The organism is Taklimakanibacter deserti, assembly GCA_003574785.1.
Genome location: QORU01000003.1, coordinates 310,953 through 334,861 on the forward strand (window position 1 = coordinate 310,953; position 23,909 = coordinate 334,861).

At 64.1% G+C, this 23,909-nt stretch carries 24 protein-coding genes; 16 read left to right on the top strand and 8 right to left on the bottom strand.

Translation table 11 applies throughout. The features are described 5' to 3' along the window. Positions 1-10 precede the first annotated feature (10 nt). Genes DS839_RS07600 through DS839_RS07615 form a run of 4 tightly spaced genes read left to right on the top strand, consistent with a single transcriptional unit; the run spans position 11 to position 4,082 of the window. On the top strand, positions 11-712 hold the full coding sequence (locus DS839_RS07600) for an ABC transporter ATP-binding protein (RefSeq protein WP_119269692.1): 702 nt from the start codon (positions 11-13) through the stop codon (positions 710-712). Between the two features lie 6 nt (positions 713-718). Then, positions 719-1,618: a branched-chain amino acid ABC transporter permease gene (locus DS839_RS07605; protein ID WP_119269693.1), complete on the top strand. Its 900-nt coding sequence runs from the start codon at positions 719-721 to the stop codon at positions 1,616-1,618. Beyond that, on the top strand, positions 1,618-2,682 hold the full coding sequence (locus tag DS839_RS07610; protein ID WP_119269694.1) for a branched-chain amino acid ABC transporter permease: 1,065 nt from the start codon (positions 1,618-1,620) through the stop codon (positions 2,680-2,682). The genes DS839_RS07605 and DS839_RS07610 overlap by 1 nt, the downstream gene beginning before the upstream one ends. Next, on the top strand, positions 2,679-4,082 hold the full coding sequence (locus DS839_RS07615) for a glutamine synthetase family protein (RefSeq protein ID WP_119269695.1): 1,404 nt from the start codon (positions 2,679-2,681) through the stop codon (positions 4,080-4,082). Before DS839_RS07610 ends, DS839_RS07615 begins: the two co-directional genes overlap by 4 nt. Before the next feature lie 13 nt (positions 4,083-4,095). Here the strand turns inward: DS839_RS07615 and DS839_RS07620 are convergent, their stop codons facing one another. Genes DS839_RS07620 through DS839_RS07635 form a run of 4 tightly spaced genes read right to left on the bottom strand, consistent with a single transcriptional unit; the run spans position 4,096 to position 6,988 of the window. Next, a complete protein-coding gene (locus tag DS839_RS07620) occupies positions 4,096-4,551 on the bottom strand; it encodes a hypothetical protein (protein ID WP_119269696.1) in 456 nt (151 codons plus the stop codon). 10 nt (positions 4,552-4,561) lie between these two features. Beyond that, on the bottom strand, positions 4,562-5,566 hold the full coding sequence (locus DS839_RS07625) for a dimethylarginine dimethylaminohydrolase family protein (protein WP_119269697.1): 1,005 nt from the start codon (positions 5,564-5,566) through the stop codon (positions 4,562-4,564). A gap of 34 nt (positions 5,567-5,600) precedes the next feature. Continuing rightward, the gene (locus DS839_RS07630; RefSeq protein ID WP_119269698.1) at positions 5,601-6,344 is read right to left on the bottom strand and encodes an SDR family NAD(P)-dependent oxidoreductase; all 744 of its coding nucleotides are present in this window, start codon (positions 6,342-6,344) and stop codon (positions 5,601-5,603) included. After that, the gene (locus DS839_RS07635; protein ID WP_119269699.1) at positions 6,341-6,988 is read right to left on the bottom strand and encodes a TetR/AcrR family transcriptional regulator; all 648 of its coding nucleotides are present in this window, start codon (positions 6,986-6,988) and stop codon (positions 6,341-6,343) included. Before DS839_RS07635 ends, DS839_RS07630 begins: the two co-directional genes overlap by 4 nt. Before the next feature lie 205 nt (positions 6,989-7,193). Between DS839_RS07635 and DS839_RS07640 the strand changes: the two genes are divergently transcribed. The 5 genes from DS839_RS07640 (at position 7,194) to DS839_RS07660 (ending at position 12,064) form a co-directional block, all read left to right on the top strand. Then, positions 7,194-8,312: an ABC transporter substrate-binding protein gene (locus tag DS839_RS07640; RefSeq protein ID WP_119269700.1), complete on the top strand. Its 1,119-nt coding sequence runs from the start codon at positions 7,194-7,196 to the stop codon at positions 8,310-8,312. Positions 8,313-8,373: 61 nt separating this feature from the next. Next, complete coding sequence (locus tag DS839_RS07645; RefSeq protein WP_119269701.1) at positions 8,374-9,219, top strand: ABC transporter permease; 846 nt, start codon at positions 8,374-8,376, stop codon at positions 9,217-9,219. Then, positions 9,219-10,016 (top strand): ABC transporter permease, encoded by a 798-nt coding sequence (locus DS839_RS07650; RefSeq protein ID WP_119269702.1) that lies wholly within the window; start codon positions 9,219-9,221, stop codon positions 10,014-10,016. Before DS839_RS07645 ends, DS839_RS07650 begins: the two co-directional genes overlap by 1 nt. A 25-nt stretch (positions 10,017-10,041) precedes the next feature. After that, positions 10,042-10,959, top strand: coding sequence for a polysaccharide deacetylase family protein (locus tag DS839_RS07655; protein WP_368911319.1), 918 nt, complete (start codon positions 10,042-10,044; stop codon positions 10,957-10,959). Between the two features lies 1 nt (position 10,960). Next, positions 10,961-12,064, top strand: coding sequence for an ABC transporter ATP-binding protein (locus tag DS839_RS07660; protein WP_119269703.1), 1,104 nt, complete (start codon positions 10,961-10,963; stop codon positions 12,062-12,064). Between the two features lie 4 nt (positions 12,065-12,068). On the opposite strand, the gene DS839_RS07665 is transcribed toward DS839_RS07660, so the two are convergent. After that, positions 12,069-12,860, bottom strand: a complete 792-nt coding sequence (locus DS839_RS07665) for a DeoR/GlpR family DNA-binding transcription regulator (RefSeq protein ID WP_119269704.1) — start codon at positions 12,858-12,860, stop codon at positions 12,069-12,071. Positions 12,861-12,939: 79 nt separating this feature from the next. Between DS839_RS07665 and DS839_RS07670 the strand changes: the two genes are divergently transcribed. Genes DS839_RS07670 through DS839_RS07680 form a run of 3 tightly spaced genes read left to right on the top strand, consistent with a single transcriptional unit; the run spans position 12,940 to position 16,960 of the window. Further along, complete coding sequence (locus DS839_RS07670) at positions 12,940-14,343, top strand: NAD(P)/FAD-dependent oxidoreductase (protein ID WP_119269922.1); 1,404 nt, start codon at positions 12,940-12,942, stop codon at positions 14,341-14,343. Next, positions 14,340-15,554, top strand: coding sequence for an NAD(P)/FAD-dependent oxidoreductase (locus DS839_RS07675; protein WP_119269705.1), 1,215 nt, complete (start codon positions 14,340-14,342; stop codon positions 15,552-15,554). The genes DS839_RS07670 and DS839_RS07675 overlap by 4 nt, the downstream gene beginning before the upstream one ends. Positions 15,555-15,556: 2 nt before the next feature. Continuing rightward, positions 15,557-16,960, top strand: coding sequence for an FGGY family carbohydrate kinase (locus tag DS839_RS07680; protein ID WP_119269706.1), 1,404 nt, complete (start codon positions 15,557-15,559; stop codon positions 16,958-16,960). Positions 16,961-16,966: 6 nt separating this feature from the next. Here the strand turns inward: DS839_RS07680 and DS839_RS07685 are convergent, their stop codons facing one another. Together DS839_RS07685 and DS839_RS07690 are read right to left on the bottom strand one after the other, a co-directional pair. After that, positions 16,967-17,770 (bottom strand): DUF72 domain-containing protein, encoded by an 804-nt coding sequence (locus DS839_RS07685; protein WP_119269707.1) that lies wholly within the window; start codon positions 17,768-17,770, stop codon positions 16,967-16,969. 80 nt (positions 17,771-17,850) lie between these two features. Then, the gene (locus tag DS839_RS07690) at positions 17,851-18,513 is read right to left on the bottom strand and encodes a TetR/AcrR family transcriptional regulator (RefSeq protein ID WP_119269923.1); all 663 of its coding nucleotides are present in this window, start codon (positions 18,511-18,513) and stop codon (positions 17,851-17,853) included. Between the two features lie 186 nt (positions 18,514-18,699). Between DS839_RS07690 and DS839_RS07695 the strand changes: the two genes are divergently transcribed. The 4 genes from DS839_RS07695 to DS839_RS07710 all read left to right on the top strand — a co-directional run bounded on the left by DS839_RS07695 (position 18,700) and on the right by DS839_RS07710 (position 23,239). After that, positions 18,700-19,902, top strand: a complete 1,203-nt coding sequence (locus tag DS839_RS07695; RefSeq protein ID WP_119269924.1) for a multidrug effflux MFS transporter — start codon at positions 18,700-18,702, stop codon at positions 19,900-19,902. A gap of 196 nt (positions 19,903-20,098) precedes the next feature. Then, on the top strand, positions 20,099-21,034 hold the full coding sequence (kce, locus tag DS839_RS07700; RefSeq protein ID WP_119269708.1) for a 3,5-dioxohexanoate:acetyl-CoA acetone transferase: 936 nt from the start codon (positions 20,099-20,101) through the stop codon (positions 21,032-21,034). Positions 21,035-21,399: 365 nt separating this feature from the next. Beyond that, positions 21,400-22,374, top strand: coding sequence for an OmpA family protein (locus DS839_RS07705; RefSeq protein ID WP_162918369.1), 975 nt, complete (start codon positions 21,400-21,402; stop codon positions 22,372-22,374). A 22-nt stretch (positions 22,375-22,396) separates the two neighbouring features. Continuing rightward, on the top strand, positions 22,397-23,239 hold the full coding sequence (locus DS839_RS07710; protein ID WP_119269710.1) for an ABC transporter substrate-binding protein: 843 nt from the start codon (positions 22,397-22,399) through the stop codon (positions 23,237-23,239). 12 nt (positions 23,240-23,251) lie between these two features. Here DS839_RS07710 and DS839_RS07715 read toward each other — a convergent pair whose 3' ends face one another. Then, positions 23,252-23,866 carry a GNAT family N-acetyltransferase gene (locus tag DS839_RS07715; protein ID WP_119269711.1) on the bottom strand — a complete coding sequence of 205 codons (615 nt, stop codon included), beginning with the start codon at positions 23,864-23,866 and terminating at the stop codon, positions 23,252-23,254. Positions 23,867-23,909: the final 43 nt, after the last annotated feature.

Below are 23,909 nucleotides of genomic sequence, written 5' to 3' on the forward strand. Positions count from 1 at the left end.
TACGCCTGTCATGCTTTCGGTGAAAGGCCTTTCCGTCCACTATGGCGCCATTCGCGCCCTCCGCGAGGCGTCGATCTCGGTGGCGCGTGGCGAGCTCGTCGCCCTGCTGGGCCCGAATGGCGCGGGCAAGACCTCGCTCATTTCCGGCATAGCGGGACTGGTGCGGGCGGCGGGAGAGGTCGTGTTCGAAGGCAAGGAAATCCAGCGCCTGGCCACCGAAGACCGCGTGCGTCGCGGTCTTTCGGTGACGCCGGAGGGCCGGCATGTCTTCGCCAATCTGACGGTCGCGGAAAATCTCCGCCTCGGTGCAGCGACCAGGCGCGACCGCGACGGGGTCGGGCAGGACATCGAGAAATATCTCGGGCTTTTTCCGATCCTGCGCGAGCGCAACCGGCAGCTCGCCGGGACCTTGTCGGGCGGCGAGCAGCAGATGCTGGCGATCGCGCGCGCGATGATGTCGCGGCCGAGCCTTTTGATGCTCGATGAACCCTCGCTCGGCCTCGCGCCGCGCATCGTGGCCCAGATGTTCGACTATGTCAGCCGTCTCAAGGAGGAGGGGGTGACGCTGCTCGTGGTCGAGCAGAATGTCATGCAGGCGCTGAAGCATGCCGACCGCGCCTATGTGATCAGCTCAGGGATCATCCGGCATGAGGGTAGAGCGGAGGAATTGCGCGGGGATCCCAAGCTCATCGAAAGCTATCTGGGGAGCTGACGGGCGATGGACTATGCGATCCAGCAGATCCTCAACGCGCTCGCCTTCGGCTCGGAATATGCGCTGATCGCGCTCGGCCTGGCGCTCGTCTATTCGATCATGAACCTCATGAATTTCGCCCATGGCGAGATCATCGCCTGTGCGGCTTATTCGATGTATCTGGCCCTCCTCATCGGGATCGGATCGCCCTGGCTCATCGCCCCCATCGCCATCGCTTCCGGCGCTCTCGTCGCCATGTTGTTCGAGCGGATCGCCTTCCGCCCGGTGCGCCATTCGCCCACCACCACCGGCCTCCTCACCGCGCTCGGGGTCAGCATCGTGGTGCAAAACCTGCTCACCCTGATGATCTCGCCGCGGCCCCGCGCGGTCCCGGTGTTCAGCGAGCTCTCGCGCACGATCTTCATCGGGCCCTACGCGGTGTCGCTGCTGCAGATCTTGGAGCTCGCCGTGGTGGCGATCGCGATCGGCGGTCTCGTATTGTTCCTCAAGCACTCGACGCTCGGCCTCGCCATCCGGGCGGCGACGCGGGAATTCTCGACCGTGCGGCTGATGGGCATCCGCGCCAACCGCGTGATCGCCACGGCCTTCGCGCTTTCGGGGCTGCTCGCCGGCATTGCCGCGATCTTCATCGTGGCGCGGCGCGGCAGCATCGATCCGACCTTCGGATTCCAGCCGGTGATCAAGGCATTCATCGCCTGCGTGATCGGCGGCTTCGGATCGCTCGGCGGTGCCGTCCTCGGCGGCATGCTGCTGGGCTTCCTCGATGTGGCGATCATCGCTCTCCTGCCATCCGACTATGGCGGCCTGCGCGACGCCATCGCCTACAGCATCATCGCCGCCTTGCTGGCCTTAAGGCCGGATGGCCTCCTCGGCCGCAAGGTCGAGCTCGGCGACAAGGAGATCTGATGATGCAGACGACCTGGTCGCGTTCTCTCATCGGCGGATTGGTGACGGCGCTGCCCGTCATCCTCATCGGGCTCATCATCTGGCTCTACGCGCCCCTCTATCTGATGCGCATCGCCTTCGCGGCCTATGTCAATCTGCTCATCGTGCTGGGCTTGCAGATCTTCATGGGCAATTCGCTGGTCGCCAATCTGGGGCAGGGCGCCTTTGCCGGCATCGGCGCTTATTCGGTGGCGATCCTCGCCACGCCCATCGCGATGAAGAAGATGTCCATCCCGGATGCGCCTTTCGGCCTTGCCGATATCGCTCTCCATCCAGCGCTTGCCGCGGGCGCAGGCCTCGGCATCGCCGGGGTGATCGCCGCCCTCACCGGCCTCGTCATCGCGAGGTTGTCGGGCGAGGCCGCAACCATCGTCACCTTCAGCCTGATGATGGTCGTGCATTCGATCTTCATCCACTGGACCGACCTGTTCAAGGGCGCGCAGGCCTTCTTCGGCATACCGCAAGTGGTGGGGCTGCCGAGCGCCATCGCCGCGGCGGCCTTCGCCATCGTCATCGCGCGGCTGTTCAAGGACAGTGCGGCGGGCCTGCAATTGCGCGCCAGTGCCGAAAGCCTGCTTGCGGCGCGCGCTTTCGGCGTCAATGTCTTCAGGCTGCGCCTCATCGCCTGGATCGTCGGCGCCTTGATGTGCGCCGCGGGCGGCATGCTCTATGCCTTCTTCATGGGCACGATCAATGCCCGCGCCTTCCATTTCGAGCTGGTGATGACGACGCTCGCCATGCTGATCCTGGGCGGCATGCGCACGGTATCGGGCGCCGTCTTCGGCTGCGCGGTGCTGGCTCTCCTCCTCGAGGCGATCCGCAGCATCGAGAGCGGCGTCAGCATCGCCGGCGTCGAGCTTCCGCAGCTCCTCGGCCTGTCGGGCCTCGCCATGGGCGCCATCATCGTCCTCGGCATGACCTTCCGGCCGCGCGGGATTTTTGTCAGGCTGGAGCTCGACGAGCTTCTTAGGCGACTGCCCGGTCGCGCCAAACCGGCCTCTAGCAAAGAAGGACAGCGTGCATGACCACGGATTTCGCAAGCCTTGTGGCCGAACGCAAGGACAGGCTGCAGCAGCTCCACAAGGAGCTCACCGCCAAGGGGGTGCGTTTCATCAATGTACATATGCCGGAAGTGAATGGCGTCTTCCGCTCGAAGACCGCGCCCTTCAAGCTCTCCTATAATGGCGATGCGCTCAATGCCATTCTCTATTGCGTCGCCCATAGCGACGGCGCGCCCACCGGCGTGCCGGTATTTCCGGGGCCGATCAGCAATGACGACAATGGCTATCCCAACATCATGGCGCTGCCCGATCCCGCAAGCGTGCGCCAGCATGGCTGGGACCCGCGCTTCGCCTCGGTTATCCTCAATTCCTTCAATCTCGACGGCAGCCGCTGCGCGCTCGATCCGCGCGCCATATTGAAGGACCTGGAGGAGCGCTCGCTGGCGCTGGGCTATGAGCCGCGCTTCGCGCTGGAATACGAGTTCGGCATTTTCCATGCCGATCACGAGCTGATGCGCGCCGGGCGCTATCGCGAGCTCAAGCCCTGGGGCCATTCCTACATCAATTACGACCTGGTGCGCGGCGGCAATTATCAGAATTTCATCGCCGACTTCATCGAACGCATGGCGAGCATCGGCATCGGCGTCGCCTCGATGGTCACCGAATATGGCTATGGCATGTATGAATTCGCGCTGACGCCGAAGCCGGCACTCGAAGCGGCCGACGACGCCATGCGCGCCAAGCTGCACTTGCGCGAATTCTGCGCCGAGCACGGGCTCGTCGCCACCTTCATGACGCGCTTCCAACCGCCGGGCCGCGAGAGCGCCTGCGGCGGCCATCACCATCAGAGCCTGTGGCGGGACGGCCGCAACGCTTTCGCGGCCGGACCCGGCAAGCTGTCGGAGGTGGGACAGCACTACACCGCAGGGCTGCTCAAGCATCTGCCGGAAACGCATCTCCTGTTCCGCCCGACGATCAATTCCTACCGCCGCTTCGACCGCGGCGCCTGGTCGCCCGAGGATGCCTCCTGGGGGTTCGAGAACCGTACCGCGGCGATCCGCGCCATCACGACGCCGACCGAGGATGTGGTCAGGCTCGAGCATCGCGTGTCCGGGGCGGACATCAATCCCTATCTCAGCGTCGCCGCGATGCTGGCCGCGGGCTTGGACGGGATCGAGAAGAAGATGATGCTCGAGCCGCCCGCCCCGGGCAATCCGTCGGCACTCGAGCGCCCGCCTCTGGCGCGCACGCTGCGGGAGTCGATCGAGGCCTTTCGCCATTCGGATTTCTGCCGACGCATCCTGGGTGCGGATTTCTGCTCGCACTATCTGATGAGCCGGGAAACCGAGCAGGAGGCTTTCGACAGTTGGATGGCGAGCCAGATCACCGATTTCGAGTTCCAGCGCTATTTCATCGGCACTTAAAGCCTTGCTCTGATTACCTGTGATCCTTGGAATCGCCACGCGTTACATGGGGCGTGATGCGGACCGCCCCCGAGGGATCGCGGACATAGCCGCGCACGCCGGCAAAGGAGATGGCGTGCCGGTCGAGCAAAGCGACGGCCTTGTCCTCGAGCCCTTGCGGCACATAGAGGAAGAAGTGCCGGTTGCCGGTCTCGGTCAGGTTGTCGGCGGCAAGCGAGCACGTCCGCCAGATCGCGACCTTGGCCTCATCGAGCGCTTCCTCGATCTCGCCGATCTCGCGCACCTCGCCCTTGGTGTTGACGATGACGATGTCGGGGAAATGCTCGGCTCCTTCGAAGGGGATCGAGCGGGTCGGGCGCTCCACATTGGTCAAGGTCACATAATCGGCCGGCCAGTCCTTCTGGTCGTGGAAGGGAAAGCGGGTCCTGGCGATGTGCAAGACGACGGAATCGTGCTGTGAAATGGTCATGATCGTGCCTCTACACCGCGTCGCGGATCAAGGGCGACGTCGAACAATGCGGGCCGCCGCCACCCGAGCAGACGAGATCGTAAGGGATCGTGATCACTTCGACGCCCTTGGCGCTCAGGCGATCGAGCGTGTAGTTGGAGGCGCCCTCGGTGATGATCACGCGGCGCGGCGCCACCGCGAGGCCGTTGATGATCCAGGGATTGTCCTCGTGATGCACCTCGACCGTCTCGATGCCGAGCGCCTTCAGCCGCTGCAGGAAATGAAAGGGAAGCTGTGCCGGATTCACCAGAGCGAGATCCGGAGCGATCATCAGGAACTGGCCGTCAATATGGAGGCGATAGCCGGTGAGCTCGACCCGGATGAGCTCGACGCCCTGCGAGCGCAGCACTTCCTCGATCTGGCGGGCACCTTCCTCATTGCCGCGCGAGGAGAGCGAGAAGACGGCGGTCTTGTCATTGATCCAGGCAAAGCTGCCGCCTTCGCCGATGGCGGTGCCGGAGAGGGTTCTGAGGATCGGGCAGCCGATGCGGGCGAGGGTGCGCGTCGCCTGCACTTCCTCGCCGCGCCGGATGCGCGATCCTAAGCGGGTGATGATGGCGCCGCCGCCGACGCCGATCACCACATCGCGGGTGTAGCAGGATTTCATGCGGCCGGGGCCGGCCTGATCGAGCATCACGATCTCGACGCCCTCGGCCTTGAGCAGCTTCACATAGGCATCGTGCTGGCGCTGCATGCCGGCGAGATCGGGGCCCTGATTGCCGCGCCAGTACCAGCCTTCCTGGATATCGCCAAAGGCGCCCATCTCCAGGCGCTTCGACGTATCGACGACGTTCACTTCCGGACCCGGGCGGTGCATGAGCACGACGCGCAGGCGCCCGACATCATTGGTGCAGCCCCACGGCCTGCCCCACCAGCGTTTCAGCAGATCGGCATCTTCGAAGGCGGGCTCGGCTTCCGACGGGAAGATCTTGATCAGCTGGTTGTAGCGCCATTCATTTTCCGTCATCACGCTCATGGATATGTCTCCCTGATATTTTTCGAATTGGTCTTCAAATGCCGACGATCGGGTCGCCGCCATTGGGGCAGATGAGCTGGCCGGTCATGTAGCCGCCCTTTGGCCCCACGATGAACGCGATCCAGTCGGCGATCTCTTCGGGCTCGGCCCAGCGCTTCACCAGATTGAGGGCGGCCTCTTCATCGAGCGCCTCCTGGCCGTAGCGCAGTGTCATGCCGGTGCGCACGACGCCCGGCGCCACTGCATTGACGAGAATGCCGAACGGCGCGAATTCGCGCGCCCAGGCCTTGGCGAAGCCCAGCACCGCCGCCTTGGCGGCGGCATAATGGCTCGAGCGCTCGAAGCCGACCTGGGCGCGGTTGGACGAGATATTGACGATGCGGCCGTATTTCTTCGCTTTCATCTCGGGTAGCACGGCCCTGGTCGCGGCGAGCGTGCCCCAGACATGGATGTCGAAGAGCCGCTCATAGGCCGCCCGGTCGATGTCCTCGATGACGGCGTTGAAGCCCGGAACGCCGGCATTGTTGATGAGGATGTCGACGCCTCGCGCGGCGAGCACGCTTTCGCGCAAGCGGGCTTCATCGGCGACGCTGTAGACGGCAGGATCGGCATTGCCACTCGCCTTGTGGATGAGCGCGACGACCTCGCTCACGCGGTCCACATCGACATCCTGCACGATGACGCGCGCGCCGCCTGAAGCGAGCCTCAACGCGGTGGCGCGGCCGATGCCGCTGCCGGCGCCCGTCACCATGGCCGTGAGGCCGGAGAATTCCGTCATCGCCTGGCGCCTTTCCTGTCTGACCGGGGCCCGGTGATGACGCCGGGAAAGACGAGGCTCAGATAGCCTTCTTCGGCCTTCAGCATGTCCTCGATCGTCATCGTATCGGAGGAGACGAGGCGGCCGAAATGCCAAGTGCCGATGTCGGTGATGAGATCGGCCAGCACGTCGACATCGACATCCTTCTTGATCCGCCCACGCTTCTGGAAGCCCGTCAGCATCTGCACATAATGCCGCTTGATCATGCGCTGGAAGCGCTCGGACAGGCGATGGGCCGGGCCGCCCGGCTCACGATAGGGCGAGGAGAGGATGACGCGCCAGCATTCGCGGTTCAGCGTTTGCAGCGCCTGGATCGCCAGAAGCTTCTCGAAGGCATGAATCGCTTCCGCGGGATCGGGCGGCGGGTTGCGCACCAAATCGCGGCGCTTGGGAAAGGCGGCGCGCACATGGCGCACCGCCAGCGCCATCAGGATATTCGGCTTGCTGGCGAAATAATTATAGACGGTGCCCGGCGCCACTTGCGCGCTCTCGGCGATCTCCTCGATGCGGGTCGCCTCATAGCCCCGCGAGGCGAAAAGCTCGGCCGCCACATTCAGCACCTGATTGAAGCGGGTTTGCCTGTGCAGAGCGCGCAGCCCGGCCATGGTCGAGTCCTTACCGAAAGATCATCGGCCGGATGATAACGCGGCTGAGATTGAAGTCGACTTCTTTTTTATACTTGACTTCAAATTTGACAGAGTGGACGCTAGGGACAGTCGACAAGGCCTATAAAGGGTCATGCCGCGTGCAAGACGATGGGAGAAGCTCGCCGCAATCGAAGGCGGCTAAAACCTACAAGGGAGAGGACAGATGAAGAGACAGAGTTTCCAAGAAGACCTGATGGCGATCGCCGCCGGCGAAGTGAAGGCCGGGCGCCTCGACCGCCGCGATTTCCTGAGACTGACGGCGGCCGCAGGATCGCTGCCGGCCTTGGGCGTGCTCACCGGTGTCAAGCCTGCGTCGGCCCAAGCCAATGAGATCGTGCTTTCCAATTTCGGCGGCGATGCCGTCAATGGCATGAGCGAAGCCTGGGGCAAGCCCTTCACCGCCGATACCGGCATCCCGGTCAAGGTCGAGGGCGGCGTCCCGCTCGCCGGCAAGATCAAGGCGATGGTCGAATCGAAAGCCGTGGTGTGGGACGTCTGCGACGGCGACGGCTTCCTGTGCAACCAGCTCGGCAAGCAAGGCCTGCTCGACGAGGTGGACTACACGATCGTCGACAAGTCGAAGGTCCGCGAAGGCTGGGCCTGGCAGCACGGCATCGCCAACTACACCTACAGCTTCATCCTTGCCTATAAGAAGGAGCTGTTCCCCGACAAACCGCCGACCTATGCCGATTTCTTCGACACGAAGAAATATCCGGGCAAGCGCACCATGTGGAAATACCAGATGGGCGCCATGGAGGCTTGCCTGCTCGGCGACGGCGTCGCCCGCGACAAGCTCTATCCGGCCGATCTCGACCGCGCCATCGCCAAGGCGAAGACGCTCGGCGACGACGTCATCTATTGGGAATCGGGTGCCGAGAGCCAGCAGATGTTCCTCGACGGTGAAGTCGTCATGGGTAATATCTGGAACACGCGCGCGAGCCTGCTCGAGCGCGACACCCAGGGCAAGGTCACCTGGACGTGGAATGACGGCCTCTATTGCCCGTCGTCCTTCGTGATCCCGAAAGGACACCCGGCGGCCAATGAGGCGGTGCAGAAGTTCCTGGCCTCGATCCTCGATCCCGACCGGCAGATCAAGCTCCTGTCGCTCCTCGGCAACGGCCCGACCAATCCGGCGGCGTCGGCGAAGCTGCCGCCCGAATTACGCCGCATCGATCCGGGTTATCCCGATAATGTCGCTGAGCAGGCGATCCGCAGCGAGGACTGGTATGAAAAGAATTACGACGCCGCCGTCGAGAAGTGGCTCGACGGCATAACCGGCTGATATCGAAAGCTGCCCGTTCGGACCGTTTTCGGTCCGAACGGGATTTCGCCAGGAGCCAGCCATGGCCGCACAGATTTTTGGGAGGCAGCCATATATCGGCTTCCTCTTGCCCGCCGCCCTCCTGGTCTGCGGCCTGTTCCTCGTGCCGGTGGGCCAGCTCATCCTCCTGTCCTTCGACACCTTCACCGAGCCGTCGCTGCGCTGGTATGAGCAGATCCTCGCCACCGACAGCATCAAGCGCATCTTCTGGACCACCTTCCGCATTGTGAGCATCACCACGCTGATCGCGGTGGTGCTCGGCTATCTGGTGGCCTTCGCCATGGCCCATATGGGCCCGCGGCAGCGGCTTTTCCTCCTGCTCTGCGTGCTGGTGCCCTTCTGGCTGTCGGTGCTGGTGCGCGCACTCGCCTGGCTCATCCTCCTGCGCAACAACGGCCTCATCAACGAGACGCTGATCGGCGCCGGTCTCATCGGCGCGCCGCTGGCCCTGGTGCGCAACGAATTCGGTGTCGTGATCGGCATGGTGCATTACCTCATCCCCTATGCGGTGTTTCCGATCTTCGCCACCATGCAGAACATGGACAACCGCCTGATGATGGCGGCGCGGAGCGTCGGCGCCTCGCCGCTGCGAACCTTCATCGATGTCTATCTGCCGGTGACATTGCCGGCCGTGTTCGGGGCAGGGCTCCTCGTCTTCGTCTTCGGCCTCGGCTTCTTCGTGACGCCGGCGATCCTGGGCGGTGGGCGCGTGGTGATGCTCAGCGAATATGTCAGCATCTCGGTGCTGCAGACCTTGCGCTGGGGCCTGGCCGCGGCGCTTTCGGTCGTACTTCTGATCGCCACGCTCGCCTTGCTGTGGATCGTCAGCAAGGTCATCGGGGTGCGCCGCCTGATGGGGAATGCGTGATGGAGCTCAAGGGCTGGCCCCGCATCGCGGTCTTCGCCTCGGCGTGGGCGGTGGCGCTGTTCCTCTTGCTGCCCGGCCTCGTCGCCATCCCGGTCGCCTTCAATGACAGCCGCTTCATCGCGCTGCCACGCGACGGGCTGTCGCTCCGGCATTTCGAGACGCTGTTCTCCTCGGCGGACTGGCTTTCCAGCATGGGCGACAGCCTCGGCGTCGCGGTCGCCTCGACCGTCATCGCGGTGGCCCTCGGCACGCTCTGCGCCGTGGGCTTGTGGCGGGTGACGCCGTGGCTCGCGGCCGTCGTCGCGGCGCTGCTGCTGGCGCCGATGATCTTCCCGCCGATCGTCAGCGCGCTGGCGCTCTACCGCGCCTGGGTGGCGCTCTCGATCTACGACACCTGGATCGGCGTCGTGCTGGCGCATGCCATCCTCGCCATTCCCTATGTGATCATCACGGTGACGACGTCCTTGAGCCTGCTCGATGGCAGGCTGGAGCAGGCGGCACGAAGCCTCGGCGCCGGTCCCTTGCGGACCATGGTCGACATCATCCTGCCCAATATCCGCACCGGTATCGCCACCGCGGCCGTCTTCGCCTTCATCGTGTCATGGGATGAGATCGTGGTGACGATGTTCGTCTCGAGCCGGGCGGTCTACACCTTGCCGCGGCGCATGTGGGACGGCATCCGCGAGAATGTCGATCCGACGGTCGCCGCGGTCGCCGCCGTTCTCATCGCGCTGACCGCCCTGGGCGTTCTCATCGCGGTGGCAAGCACCTGGCGGCGCGGCGCCAAATCCGCATGAAGACATCGAGAACCATAAGGATCCCATGCTGCCTCTGATCAAGAACCCGCCCCTTTGGCCGAATGGCGCGCGCTGTGCCGTGTGCTTCTCCTTTGACATGGATGTCGAAAGCCTGCTCCATCTCTATCACCGGGAGGCAGCACCCTCGCGGCTCGCGACGTCGTCGGCGCTGCGCTACGGGCCCTTCGTCGCGATCCCGCGCATCATCGACATCTTCAAGCATTACGGGCTGAAGCAGACCTTCTTCGTGCCGGGCTGGTGCATCGAGACCTACCCGCAGGCGATCGAAGCGTTGCTCAAAGAAGGCCATGAGATCGGCCATCATGGCTGGCTGCATGAGCGGCCCAACACGCTGTCGGCTGCGGATGAGGCGCGCGTGCTCGACCGCGGGCTCGAGGCCTTCGACAAGATCGTCGGCTACCGGCCGCAGGGCTACCGGGCCCCGGCCTATGCCATGTCCGAGCATACGCCCAATCTCCTGATCGAGCGCGGCTTTGCCTATGACGCATCGCTGGTCGGCGACGAAGTGCCTTATCTGCTCAGGGCCGACAAGGGATCGCTGGTCGAACTGCCGTCCGATTTCGCGCTCGACGACTGGGTGCAGTATGTGAACATGAAGGAGTTCGGCTTCATGATGCCGATCCAGTCGCCGGAGCGGGCGATGGAGGTGTTCCGGGCCGAGTTCGACGCCGCTTGGAAACATGGGGCCTTGTGGATCTCGGTCTGGCATCCTTTCGTTTCCGGCCGCCTGGCGCGCGCCGATGCACTCATCACCCTCATCGAGCATATGATCGCCAAGGGCGATGTGTGGTTCGCGCCGATGAACGAGATCGCCGCCCATGTGCAAGGCCTCATCGACAATGGCGCTTGGGCGCCGCGCATCGATCAGGTACCGTTCTGGACCAGACCCGTCGATCATCTCGTGACCCAAAGCCGAGGATGACATGTCGCAAGCGCCGCAGAAGCCGCCGATCGCCCTCTCGATCCGCAACCTCACCAAGAGATACGGCAAGGTGGCCGCGATCGACGATGTGACGCTCGACATCGCGCAAGGCGAGTTCCTGAGCCTTCTCGGACCTTCGGGCTCCGGCAAGTCGACGATCCTGATGGCGATCGCGGGCTTCGTCACGCCGGATCAGGGTGAGATCCTGCTCAACGGCGAGAAGATCGACGCGCTGCCGCCGGAGAAGCGCCAGTTCGGCGTCGTGTTCCAGGGCTATGCGCTTTTTCCGCATATGACGGTGCGCGGCAATATCGCCTATCCCTTGAAGCTGCGCGGCTTCAAGGGCGAGGAGCTCGATCGCCAAGTCGAGCGGACCATCGACCTCGTGCATCTCTCCGCTTTCGCCGACCGCATGCCGCGCCAGCTCTCGGGCGGCCAGCAGCAGCGCGTGGCGCTGGCGCGGGCACTCGTCTTCGATCCTTCCGTCGTGTTGCTGGACGAGCCGCTCTCCGCCCTCGACAAGAAGCTCAGGGCCGAATTGCAGTTCGAATTGCGCAGCCTGCATCAGCGGCTCGGCACGACCTTCGTCAATGTCACGCATGACCAGGAAGAGGCGATGACGATGTCGGACCGCATCGTCATCCTGCGTGACGGCGCCATCCAGCAGATCGGCGCGCCGGATCAGCTCTATAACCGTCCCGAGACGCGCTTCGTCGCCGATTTCCTCGGGCGCGCCAATTTCCTCGAGGGCACGGTGGCCAAGGTCAATGGCGTGGAGCTCAAGATCACGGTGAACGGGATCGAGGTGCGCCATGCCAAGGACAACGACGCCGCGGCCACGGGCGAGAAGACGCTCCTGGCTCTCAGGCCCGAAAGGATGGCCGTGATCTCGCCTGATCGAGCCAGGGCCGATCTCAACTGCATCGAGGGCCATGTGCAGACCTCGGCCTTCGTCGGCAGCCAATATGTCTATGTCGTCGATACGCCACTTGGCATACTCGAAAGCCAGATGCCGGCTTTCGAGGCGGGGCCGTTGCTGCAGCCCGGCGCCAATGTCGCCGTTATCTGGTCGCCGGAAGCGGGTGTCCTCGTCAAGGACCGGTGAGGACCTATGACGCGGCGATGATGACCTCTGTGCCGGCCTCGGCGAGGGCCTGCGCGACATCGGGTGCCGGTTGAATTTCGGTGACGATCCGGTCGACCTCGCTCAGAGAGCAGACCTCGAACATCGCCGTGCGGCCGAGCTTCGATGCATCGGCGATGACGGTCACCGTCTCCGCCTGCTCGATCATGCTGCGCGCGATCTGGGCTTCATCGATATTGTGATCGAGCACGCCGCGCCTGGCATCGAGAGCGCCTATGGTGAGGACCGCATGCTGGGCGTGGAAGCGGCGCAATTGCTCCATGGCGAGCGGGCCCACCGTCTCGACGCCATCCTCGGCGAAGGAGCCGCCGATCAGATAGACATGCGACCGCGCCTTGCCGTTGCGCTCCTGCGTCGCTGCGGCTTGCGCGATGGCCGTGGCGATGAGCGTGCCATTGGTGACGACGGTCATGCCGCCGACCTTGGCGAGCTCCTCGGCGAAAGCGAGGGTGGTGCTGCCATTGTCGATGAAGAGCGAATCGCCGGGGCCGAAAAGGGCGGCCGCCCGGCGGGCGATCTGCCGCTTGGCGGCGCGATATTCGGTGAGGCGCGTCTTGAAGGTCCCCTCGCCGCGCATCTCATGCAGGACGGCGCCGCCATGCACCTTGCGCAGCAGGCCGCGCTCGGCGAGGCGCGACAGATCCCGGCGGATCGTCTCGCGGCTGGCGCTCAAGGATTGGGCCAGGGTATCGACGGTGGCGCTGCGATGCTCCTGGACGAAAGCGACGATCCGGTCGTGCCTTTCCTGCGTATCCATGCCCGAATATGCTTCCATGTTGACCGAACGGTCGTCATATGATCATTATTCGGTACAAAAGTCGATCCCCCCGGTCCATATGACGACCTTGCCCACCTTTGCTCCCGGCCGCCTCTTCGATATCGCCGTCATTGGCGGCGGGGTGGTGGGCTGCGCCGTTACCCGGCGCGCGGCGCTTTCGGGCTTGAGCGTCATTCTCATCGAAGCCGCTGCCGACATCCTGGCCGGTGCCAGCAAGGGCAACAGCGCCATCCTGCATACGGGGTTCGATGCGCCCGAAGGCAGCGACGAGCTCAAGCTCATGCGCGCCGGGCGCGCGGAATATCTGAGCCTCCGCCACGAGCTCAACCTGCCGCTCCTCGAAACCGGCGCCATCGTCGTCGCCTGGACGGCGGACGAGCTGCACCGTCTCGAGAAGATCGCCCAGAAGGGCAGGGCCAATGGCATCGACGATCTCGTGATGCTGAGCCCCAACGACATCGCCCGGCGCGAGCCGCATCTGGCGCCGGCGCAAGGCGGTGTGCTGGTGCCCGGCGAGCATGTGATCGATCCGTGGTCGAGCCCGCTTGCCTATCTGCGCCAGGCCTTGGCCCATGGCGCGCAGTTCCTTCCCCGCGCGACCTTGCGCGCAGCCTCATTCGATGGAGAGAACTGGCATCTCGACACGGCGGCAGCGCCCGTCACGGCGCGGCACGTCGTCAACTGCGCCGGCCTTTTCGGCGATGAGGTTGATTTCCTCCTCACCGGCCAGAGGCGGTTCTCCATCCATCCGCGCAAGGGACAGTTCGCCGTCTTCGACAAGGCCGCGCAAGCACTGGTGAAGACGATCATCCTGCCGGTGCCGACGGAACGCACGAAAGGCGTCGTGCTCTGCCCGACCGTCTTCGGCAATGTCCTGATCGGTCCGACGGCCGAGGAGCAGGAAGACCGAAGGCGGGCCGCGGTGGATCAGGCGACGCTTAAAGCCCTCGTCGCGACGGCGGGACGAATGCTGCCGGCGCTCGCGCATATGCCGGTGACCGCCGTCTATGCGGGATTGCGCCCGGCGAGCGAGCGAAGCGAATACCGCCTCTTCAACGACCCTGAGCGGAAGCTGGTCACCGTCGGCGGCATCCGCTCCACCGGCCTCACCGCGGCGCTCGGCATCGCGCAATATGTGATGCGGGCGCTCGGCGTGACGCAGTCGCGCGAGCTCGTATCCCCGCCGCTGAGCCCGCCGATGCCCAATCTCGCCGAGCATCTGCCGCGCGCCTGGCAGGAGAGCGGGCGTGATGAGATCGTCTGTCATTGCGAGATGGTGACGCGCCGCGAGATCCTCGACGCCCTGGAGGGGTCGCTGCCGGCGCGCGACATGGGTGGTCTCAAGCGCCGCACGCGCGCCGGCATGGGACGCTGCCAGGGCTTCTATTGCGCCGCCCGCATCGCCCATCTGACGCAGGGCCGGCTCGATCCTTCGCCCGTCACCGGCGTGGGTGGCGCATGAATGAAACGCTCGACGTCGCGGTGGTCGGCGGCGGACCGGCCGGTCTCGCCGCCGCCATGTCGGCGAAGCGCTACGGCGCCAAACGGGTGACCGTGCTCGAACGCGAATCGGTCGCCGGCGGGATACCGCGCCATTGCAGCCACTCGCCCTTCGGCATGCGCGAATTCAACCGCGTCCTTTGGGGACCTGCCTATGCGCGCCGCCTCGTCAGCCAGGCGCTTGCCGATGGCGTCGGGATCAGGACCAATGTCACCGTCGTCAAGCTCAAGCCGGAGGGCGGCCTCGTTATCGCGACACAGGAAGGCCTCCGAGAAATCGCCGCACGGCGCGTGATCCTGGCGACCGGCATTCGCGAGACGCCGCGCGCGCCGCGTCTCGTCTCGGGCGATCGTCCTCTCGGCATACTCACGACCGGCGCGCTGCAGTGCTTCACACATGTCGAAGGGCTGCAGCCTTTCCGCAGGCCAGTGATCGTCGGCAGCGAGCTCGTCGCTTTCTCCGCCCTTCTGACCGCGCGCACCGCCGGCATTCGCCCTGTCGCCATGATCGAGCCGGGAAGCCGCGCGGTCGCGCGCTGGCCGTCGGCGCTGCTGCCCAGGCTCCTGGGCGTCGATCTTCTTCTCGACACGCGTCTCATCGAGATCATCGGTCCTGAGCGGGTCGAGGCCGTCCTGGTCGCAACGCCCCGAGGCGAGCGGCTCCTCGCTTGCGACGGTGTCCTGTTCACCGGTGAATTCACGCCCGCGGCCGAGCTCGTGCGGCAAAGCCATCTCAAGCTCGATGAAAGGAGCGGCGGCCCCGTCATCGACCAGTTCGGCCGCTGCTCCGATCCTGCCTTCTTCGCGGCCGGCAATCTGCTCAGGCCGGTCGAGACCGCCGGCTGGTGCTGGGCCGAGGGTGCGCGCGTTGGGCGCGACGTGGTTCGCGATCTTGCGGGCTCATTGCCCCAGGCAGAGCACGGCATTTCCATTTCAGCAGTCGCGCCCGTCAAGTTCGTCGTGCCGCAACGCCTGGTCGCCGGCGGCTCGGAAGCCGGCGCCTTGCAATTGCGCGTCACGCGTCCTGTCAGAGGCTATCTCAAGCTCAGCGGCGAGGGCATGACGCCGATCGCGCGGCGGATCGCGACACGGCCGGAACGCCGCATCCTCTTGCCGCTCGGCGATATTGCTCTTCCGATGAGCGGCATCCGGATAGACATCGAGGAGGCATGAGCATGCGTGTCGGCGCGATCGATCAGGGAACGACATCGACCCGCCTGCTGGTCGTGAAGAACGACGAAGAACCCCATATCGTCAGCCGCTTCGAGCAGCGCCAGCATTATCCGCAAGCCGGCTGGGTCGAGCATGATCCGGAAGAGATCCTGGGCCATATCAAGAGCTGTCTTGCCGCCGCCGGCCGCCTCGATGCCATCGCCATCGCCAATCAAGGCGAAAGCTGCCTCGCCTGGAACGGCGAGACCGGCGAGCCCGTATCGCCGATCATCGTCTGGCAGGATCAGCGCACCGGCGATGCGATCGAGCGGCTCAAGCAAGAGGGGGCGGAGAAGATCACCCTGGCCAAGGCCGGCCTGCCGCTCGATGCCTATTTCTCCGCCAGCAAGCTCGCCTGGATCCTCAAGCATGTGCCGGAGGCCCGCGATCTCAGCGGTCGCGGCAAGCTCAGGCTCGGCACCAGCGATGCCTTCTTCCTCGACCGGCTCACCGGCCAGTTCGCCACCGATGTGACGACGGCGAGCCGCACCTCGCTGATGAATCTCAAAAGCTGTGCCTGGGATCGCGATCTCTGCGCGCTGTTCGGCGTTCCGCTCGACGCCTTGCCGGAAATCCGTCCGACCATCGCCGATTTCGGCAGCATCGACGGCATGCCTGTGGTCGCGAGCCTCGTCGATCAGCAGGCGGCGCTCTGGGGCCATGGCTGCCGGCGGGCCGGCGATCTCAAGATCACTTTCGGCACCGGCGCCTTCGCGCTCGCCGTCGCCGGCGATGAGGTGCCGACCGATGTGCCGCAAGGCATCCTGCCGACCGTCGCCTGGCAAGTGGGCAAGTCGCCGACCTATGCGGTCGAAGCCGGCATCCATGATGCGGCCTCGGCCATCAACTGGTTCAGACGATTGGGGCTTGCCGGCGACAAGCCTGTGCAGGATTTCGACCGGCCACCCGCGATCGATCGCGGGCTCGTCTTCGTGCCCGCTCTGACCGGGCTTTCCTGTCCCTATTGGGACAGGAGCGCCGCCGGATTGTGGATCGGCCTGTCGCTCGACAGCGACGGCGCCGATATGGGCCAGGCGCTGCTCGAGGGGATAGCACTCCACACTGCCGCCGCCGTCACGGAGCTTGCGAAAGTGACGCCGCTCGCGGGGCCGATCTCCGTCGATGGCGGCCTCACCCAGAATGCTTATTTCATCGACGTGCTGGCTTCCGCCCTCGACCATCCGGTCAGGATCGCGCGCTTCCAGGATCTGACCGCCTTCGGCGCGGCGATGCTCGCGATGCGGGCGCTCGGGCGCGAGACGGCGCCGCCTGATCAGCTCGGCAGCATCGTCGCGCCGCGCTTCGATGGCCGCCACTGGGCCAAGCGTTTCGCCGACGCGGTGTCGCGGGCACGCGGCTGGCGCTGAGGGGCTTTATTTCAGTTTCGCGATCAGCGCCATAGCGGCGGCCGGCGCCTTGGGCTTGAAGCCGTTGATCATGTAGATGAAGACGTCGCGCGATTTGGGTGGGCTCTTTTCCTTAGGCCCGATGGCCTCGAGATCGCTGGGCGCCCCGCCTTCCGACCAGAGCCTGGCGCGCTTCGCCCATTCATCCAAGGCCTTCGGCGCATAGCCGGTCTCGACCTTCTCCGAGGCGCGCTGCAGCCTTGCATAGACGAAGGGAGCGGTCACATCGGGGATCTCGGGGAAGGTGTCCTTGTCGGTCAGCACCGTCGCCACCTTGTAGTCGCGCAAGAGCGCGATGAAGTCGGGCGTGCGGAAGCTCGGATGGCGCACTTCCACCACATGGCGAAGGCTCCGGCCTTCGAGCGTCGCCGGGAGCAGCTTGAGGAAGGCCTCGAAATCCTCAGGATCGAATTGCTTGGTCGGCAGGAACTGCCAGTTGATGGGCCCGAGCTTCTCCTTGAGCTCGAGGACGCCGCTCGTGAGAAAGCGCTCGACCGACTGGCCGGCTTCGGCGAGGACACGGCGGTTGGTGGAGAAGCGTGTGCCTTTCACGGAAAAGACGAAGCCCTCCGGCGTCTCCTCGCGCCAGCGCGCGAAGCTCTCCGGCTTCTGGCTGCCGTAATAGGTGCCGTTGATCTCGATCGAGGTCAGATGCTGGCCCGCATATTCGAGCTCGCGCTTTTGCGCCAGGCCCTTGGGATAGAACGTGCCGCGCCAGGGTTCGAAGGTCCAGCCGCCGATGCCGACACGGATGCTTCCGTTCTTGGCCATGGAGTGTCTCCGGTGAGGTTCGCTAGTGTTGGAGGGGAAGATACAGGCTTGCAGGGTGCCAGACTACCTGCGCGCTCCTGTCAATTTGTGGCAGCAGCAGGCCCATAGGCCTTGAGAAAAGTCTTTACGGCGGCCGCGGCGGCGGCGCGCAAATCGGCTTCCGAAGGCTTCTCGCCCAGGATCACGCCGACATAGAGATCGGCATTGATCAGCGCCTGGAACTGGCGCGCGGCGATGTCGGGGTCGTCGACGTTCAAATGGCCGGCATGATGAAGCTTGGCGAAGCGCGCGGCGATCGCGGCCCAGGCACGCTCCGGCCCATATTGCCGCCAGGGCGCGAAGAGCTCGGGGTAGCGTTCGCCCTCGGCATGGATCAGCTTGCGCAAGGCGATGCAGTCGCGGTTGCACATGCAGTTGCGCGCGAGCCGCACGGCGAATTCGACGAGCTCGGCCTCGATGTCGGTCGGATTGTCGGGGAAGCTCGCAAGGGTGGTGTAGATGCCGGCATTGGCCCGCTCGGTCATGTCCTTCACGACCGCGACGAAGAGCTTCTCCTTGTCGCCATAGTGATTGTAGATGGTCTGGCGCGAGACTTGCGCCTCGGCGGCGATGAGCTCGATGCTGGCGCTGGCAAAGCCGTCCCGGCAGAAGACGATGGCCGCCGCTTCGAGAACCGAAAGCCGCTTGGCGAGATGGCTCCGCTGCGGGGCGGGGACCGGGCTGATACTGCCAATTTCCGTCATGTGCGCTTGATAATAAAAGCGCTTGACTGTTTTGACAACTCTGTCCAATAATTTGGACCTGCTCGTCTAGCGAGGCTGCGCCGCCGCAGACCATGAGCTCGCGGGACGCCAATTTCTGATTGATTTCAACAACTTCGAAGCTGCGCCCGGCACTGGCCGCGCTCTTCGGACGGGGGATTGTTCGCCATGCAGACAAGATTCATCCGCAATGCCGTGATTCTGGGGCTGGTTTCGGCGATCGGTCCCTTCGCCATCGACATGTATCTGCCGGCCCTGCCGACCATCGGGAAGAGCCTCAATGCCGATATCGGCGCGGTGCAATTGAGCCTGATGCTGTTCTTCGTGTCCTTCGGCACCTTCCAGCTCATTTTCGGGCCGGTCTCGGACATGTTCGGGCGCAAATTGCCGCTCTATGTCGGGCTCGTGCTCTTCGCCCTCGGCGGCATCGGCTGCGCTTTCGCGCCCGACATCACGACGCTCAATGTCTTCCGCTTCATCCAGGGCATCGGCGCCTGCGCCGGCATGGTCATTCCGCGCGCCGTGGTGCGCGATCTCCATACCGGGATCGATGCGGCGCGCATGATGTCGCTGCTCATGCTGGTGTTCAGCATCTCGCCGATCCTGGCGCCGCTCACCGGCAGTTTGGTCATCAGCCTGGCCGACTGGCGCGCGGTCTTCTGGGTGGTGACGGTCGCCGCGGTGCTGGGCCTCGTCATGATCGCCGCCTTGCTGCCCGAGACGCGGCCCCAGGCGCTGCGGCGCGAAAGCGGCATCGCCAGCGCGCTCGCGGGCTACCGGCTGCTGCTCGGCGATGTCAACTTCCTGGCGCTCTCCTTGATCGGTGGCTTCGGGATCGCGAGCTTCTTCGTCTATCTCGCCAATTCGCCCTTCGTGCTCATCGAGCATTTCGGCCTGTCGCCGACGCTGTTCAGCGTCTTCTTCTCGATCAATGCCGTATCGTTCTTCACTGTCGCGCAGTTCACCGGCAAGCTCGCCGACCGCTTCGGCCTCAGGCGCGTGGTGCGCATCGCGGTGGTCGGCTTTTTCGCGGCGATCGCGGTGCTGTTCGCCTTGACGGCATCGGGCGTGGACCGTCTCGATGTGCTCGCGCTCTGCCTCTTCGTCGCCTATGGCTTCCTGGGTCTCGTCATCCCGACGACCGCGGTGCTCGCCATGGAGGATCACGGCGAGATCGCCGGCACGGCTTCAGCGCTCATGGGAACCTTGCACTTCGTCACCGGTGCGCTCGCCGTCGCCGCCATCGGTCTCATTGCCGACGGCACGGTGCTGCCGATGGTCACCGGCATCGGTGCTTGCGCGCTCATCACTTTCATCCTGGCACAGGTGACCTTGCGGCAGCGGCAAGCTTCTGAAGTTCCGGCAGAATAATTCATTTTCTCCGGAACCATCCGGCTGGCTCTGAGTTCTAATAAAAGTCTCAGCGGCAGGAGCCGTCCCGTAAGCTGAGGCAGGGCTCGCTCCAGAGATAGCAATATCTCAGGAGCGAGCCTTTCCGTTTGGGCTCCCGCTTTGACAAATCCCTGAAATTAGAGAAGTTTGGCGCCGCTATCAGAAAGAGGGAAAAATGCGGGCGAAATCCAAAGCCATCATCACTTGCGCCATCACGGGATCGATCCACACGCCGTCCATGTCGCCCCACCTGCCGGTGACGCCGAGCGACATCGCCGACCAGGCGGTCGAGGCCGGGAAAGCCGGGGCCGCGATCCTCCATCTCCATGCCCGCGATCCCAAGGATGGGAGGCCCTCGCCAAGCCCTGAGCTCTTCCTCGACTTCCTGCCGCGCATCAAGCAGGGGACCGAGGCGATCATCAACATCACGACCGGCGGCGGGCAGGGCATGTCGCTCGACGAGCGGCTTGCCGCGGCGGAACGCGCGTCGCCGGAAATGACCTCGCTCAATATGGGCTCGATGAATTTCGGCCTCTTCCCGATGCTCAACCGCTACAAGGATTTTGCCCATGACTGGGAGCGCCAGCATCTCGAGCGCTCGCGCGATTTCATCTTCCGCAACACCTTCAACGACATCGAGCAGGTGCTGAAGCGCCTGGGCGACGGCCATGGCGTCAAGTTCGAGTTCGAATGCTACGATGTCGGCCATCTCTACACGCTCGCCCATTTCCTCGACCGCAAGCTGGTCAAGCCGCCGCTCTTCGTGCAGACGATCTTCGGCATATTGGGCGGCATCGGCCCCGATCCGCAGAATGTGCTGGTCATGCGCGACACGGCCGAGCGCCTGTTCGGCGATCAATATCACTGGTCGGTCCTGGCGGCGGGGCGCTTCCAATTGCCGTTCTGCACCATGGCCGCCACCATGGGCGCCAATGTGCGCGTCGGGCTCGAGGACAATCTCTTCATCGGCAAGGGCAAGCTCGCCAAGTCCAATGCCGAGCTCGTCGCCAAGATGCGCCACATCCTCGAGGAGCTGTCGATCGATGTCGCGACGGCCGACGAAGCACGACAGATGCTGGATCTCAAGGGTCCGCAGAACGTGAAGTTCTGAAGCAGCGCTTCATCTGGCAAGGAAGCTGCGTGTATCACATAGGTGAAGGTCACGCAGAAACAGGCGCAATCCGTGCATCGGATCAGATCCTGCGTGGATGTGGGGCCATGGTCCAATAGAAGTCCGCCGGCCGGTATGCCTAATCTCCCGGATCGCGATCCTTTCAGGGCTTCCGCCTGAAGGGAACGTGATCGGAAATTTTGATTTTGGCGCGAGATGACAAGGATTTTCCCTGGTCGCGCGCTAGAGTTTCCTGCAGGGGGCCCTTCCGTCCGTAGCTTTATGAGAGAACGCAATTGATGAGGCAATTACGCAATGCCGGGCATGCGGTGCTCGGTTTCATCGCCTTTATTTGCGCATGCGCAATGGCGAATGCTCAGGAAGGCCTTGGCGCCTTTATGCCGCATGAGGGCGGCTCGATTACCACCGCCTGGGCCAATGCCTACGGGCCCGACGCGGAATCCTGGATCCGCTTCGCCAATGTCCGGCCCGACTCTTTCGACATCAACTATTCGAGTTCGCGCGGGACCGTCGCGGTCCGCCGGATCTTCGTCTCCGACCGCATGACAGCGCGAACCCTGATCCTGGGATACAGCGCGAAAATGCCTCTCGTCATACCCAACACCACGACCCTCGGCACGTCCGCTGCCGTGCTCCAAGAGCTGCGCTCGACCGGACAGGCCGCGTCCAATCTCGTCTACACTGAGGGCATGGCGACCATGACCGGCATGTTCACGCTGGTCGAGAAGGCCCAGATGTCCGTCAATATCGACGGGAATCCGGTGAATGTGCCGGTGATCCACGCCACCGGAAGCTTCAAGGACGGGCGGCAAAGCGCGGTCGGGGACTTCTATTTCCTCGACAACAAGAACAACCCCATGATGGTGCAATACAACATCCAGTTTCGCGGAGAAAAGACACCGCGCAGCGAACGCTATGTCCTGATCACGCCCGCGGCCGATGAGCGGGCAAGGATGGAGCAGGCTCTCGCGGCGCGAAAGGCCTATACCACCTATGGCATTCACTTCGATTTCGACAAGGCATCCATCCGGAACGACTCCGTTCCCTTGCTCAAGCAGATCGCCATTGCTCTGCGCAACAACCCGCTGTGGACGCTGTCGATCACCGGGTACACCGATTCGATCGGCGAAAAATCCTACAATATGAAGCTCTCCAGAGCTCGCGCCGATTCCGTGAAGGCAAGGCTTGTCAAGCTCGGCGTCGATCCCGTCCGGCTGAGCACGGCGGGAGCAGGCGCCGGTGAACCTGTCGCGACAAACAAGACCTTGCAAGGACGCGCCCTCAATCGCCGGGTCGTTCTGGCCCGTACCGACCGGTAGTCCAATGAGGAGCGCATCAAACATGATACTGGCGACACGTCTTCTGCTGGCCGGGTTTGCTCTCTGCGCAATGGCGGCAACCGCCTCTGCTGCCGACAAGATCGGCAACTGCGAGCTGACCGGCGCCAAAGGCTCGATCCCCATCACCGCGCCGGCGGTGCCGGGTCAGCTCACCGTCGCGGTCTCGCTGCCGGCACCGGTCTGGTGGAACGGCGATACGCCGGAGGCGATCAAGGACGGCATGGAATACTGCCTGGCGGCCGAGATTGCCTGGCGTGCCGGCTATGACAAGCTCAAGGTCGTGGCCGTGGAGTTTGTACCTCTCGTCGGCGGGCAGACCAGCGGCCACGACCTGGCGCTCTCCGAGATCTCCATCACCGAAGAGCGCAAGAAGCTCGTCGACTTCTCTGTCCCTTACTTCAACTCGGATATCGGGGTGCTGACGCGCGCCGATAATCCGGTCGACGAGAAGGCGGTCAAGTCGGTCACTGTCGGCATCCAGCAAGGGACGACCGGCGCCGCATTCGCGCTCGATGTGCTCAAGGTGACGAACTACAGCGTCTATGCCGAGCGCGCCGATCTTCTCAAGGCGTTGCGCGATGGGGATATCGATGCGGCCCTGACCGACACCTCGATAACCCTTTCGGCGGAAGCAACCGATGCCGGAAAGACCAAGGTCGTGGGCCAGTACAAGACCGGCGAGATCTACGCGGCCCTGCTTCCCAAGGCCAATACGAACAACGCGGCACTGGACAAGATCATTCAGGCCATCATCGATGACGGAACGATGAAAAAGCTGTCAGCCAAATATCTCGCCGCGGCCTGGGGCAAAGACCCGGCCAGCATTCCCTATTTCCAACCATAAGGATTTGGGGAGCTAATTCTCGATGATCGGCACATGCGGTGCGGCATGGCGCGGCATGTGGCCGGTGAGCCGCGGATCGGGATGGATCTCGACGGCGACCTGGTAAGGCGTGAAGCCCGAGCGCCGGTAGAAGGGAAGCGCCGCCGGGTGATCGAAAGTGCAGGTATGCACCCAGAAGCGCGTGATCGGCTTTATCCAGGCGAGGCGGATGGCTTCGCTCATCAGGAAGCGGCCGGCGCCCTTGCCGATCGCTTCGGGCAGCAGGCCGAAGAAGGACAGTTCGCATTCGTCCTTCGTCGAAAAGTCGAGCTCGAGCAGGCCCAACACCGTGTCTTTGTCGAGAAGCCGATAGATCTCGATCCTGGGCTCGCGCAATATCCGCAAAAGCTCATGGTCCGGCATCACGAGGCGCGAATACCACAGCCAGTTCTCGCCAATGGCCTTGAACAAAGAGCGATAGGTGGCGAGATCGGCGTCGCGCCAGCGTTCCGCCACCAGACTTTGGCTCGGAATCGGTGACGAGACGGGAGGCTTCGCCCGCATCTCCAGGAATGTCGCGACATTGGCGACATGGCGCGGGGGAACGATGGAGTAGCCTTTGGGCGCGGGTGATGGGGCGTGTGACATGGCGCGTAACCACCCGCTGCCCGATCGGTTGTCAAGTGGCTGC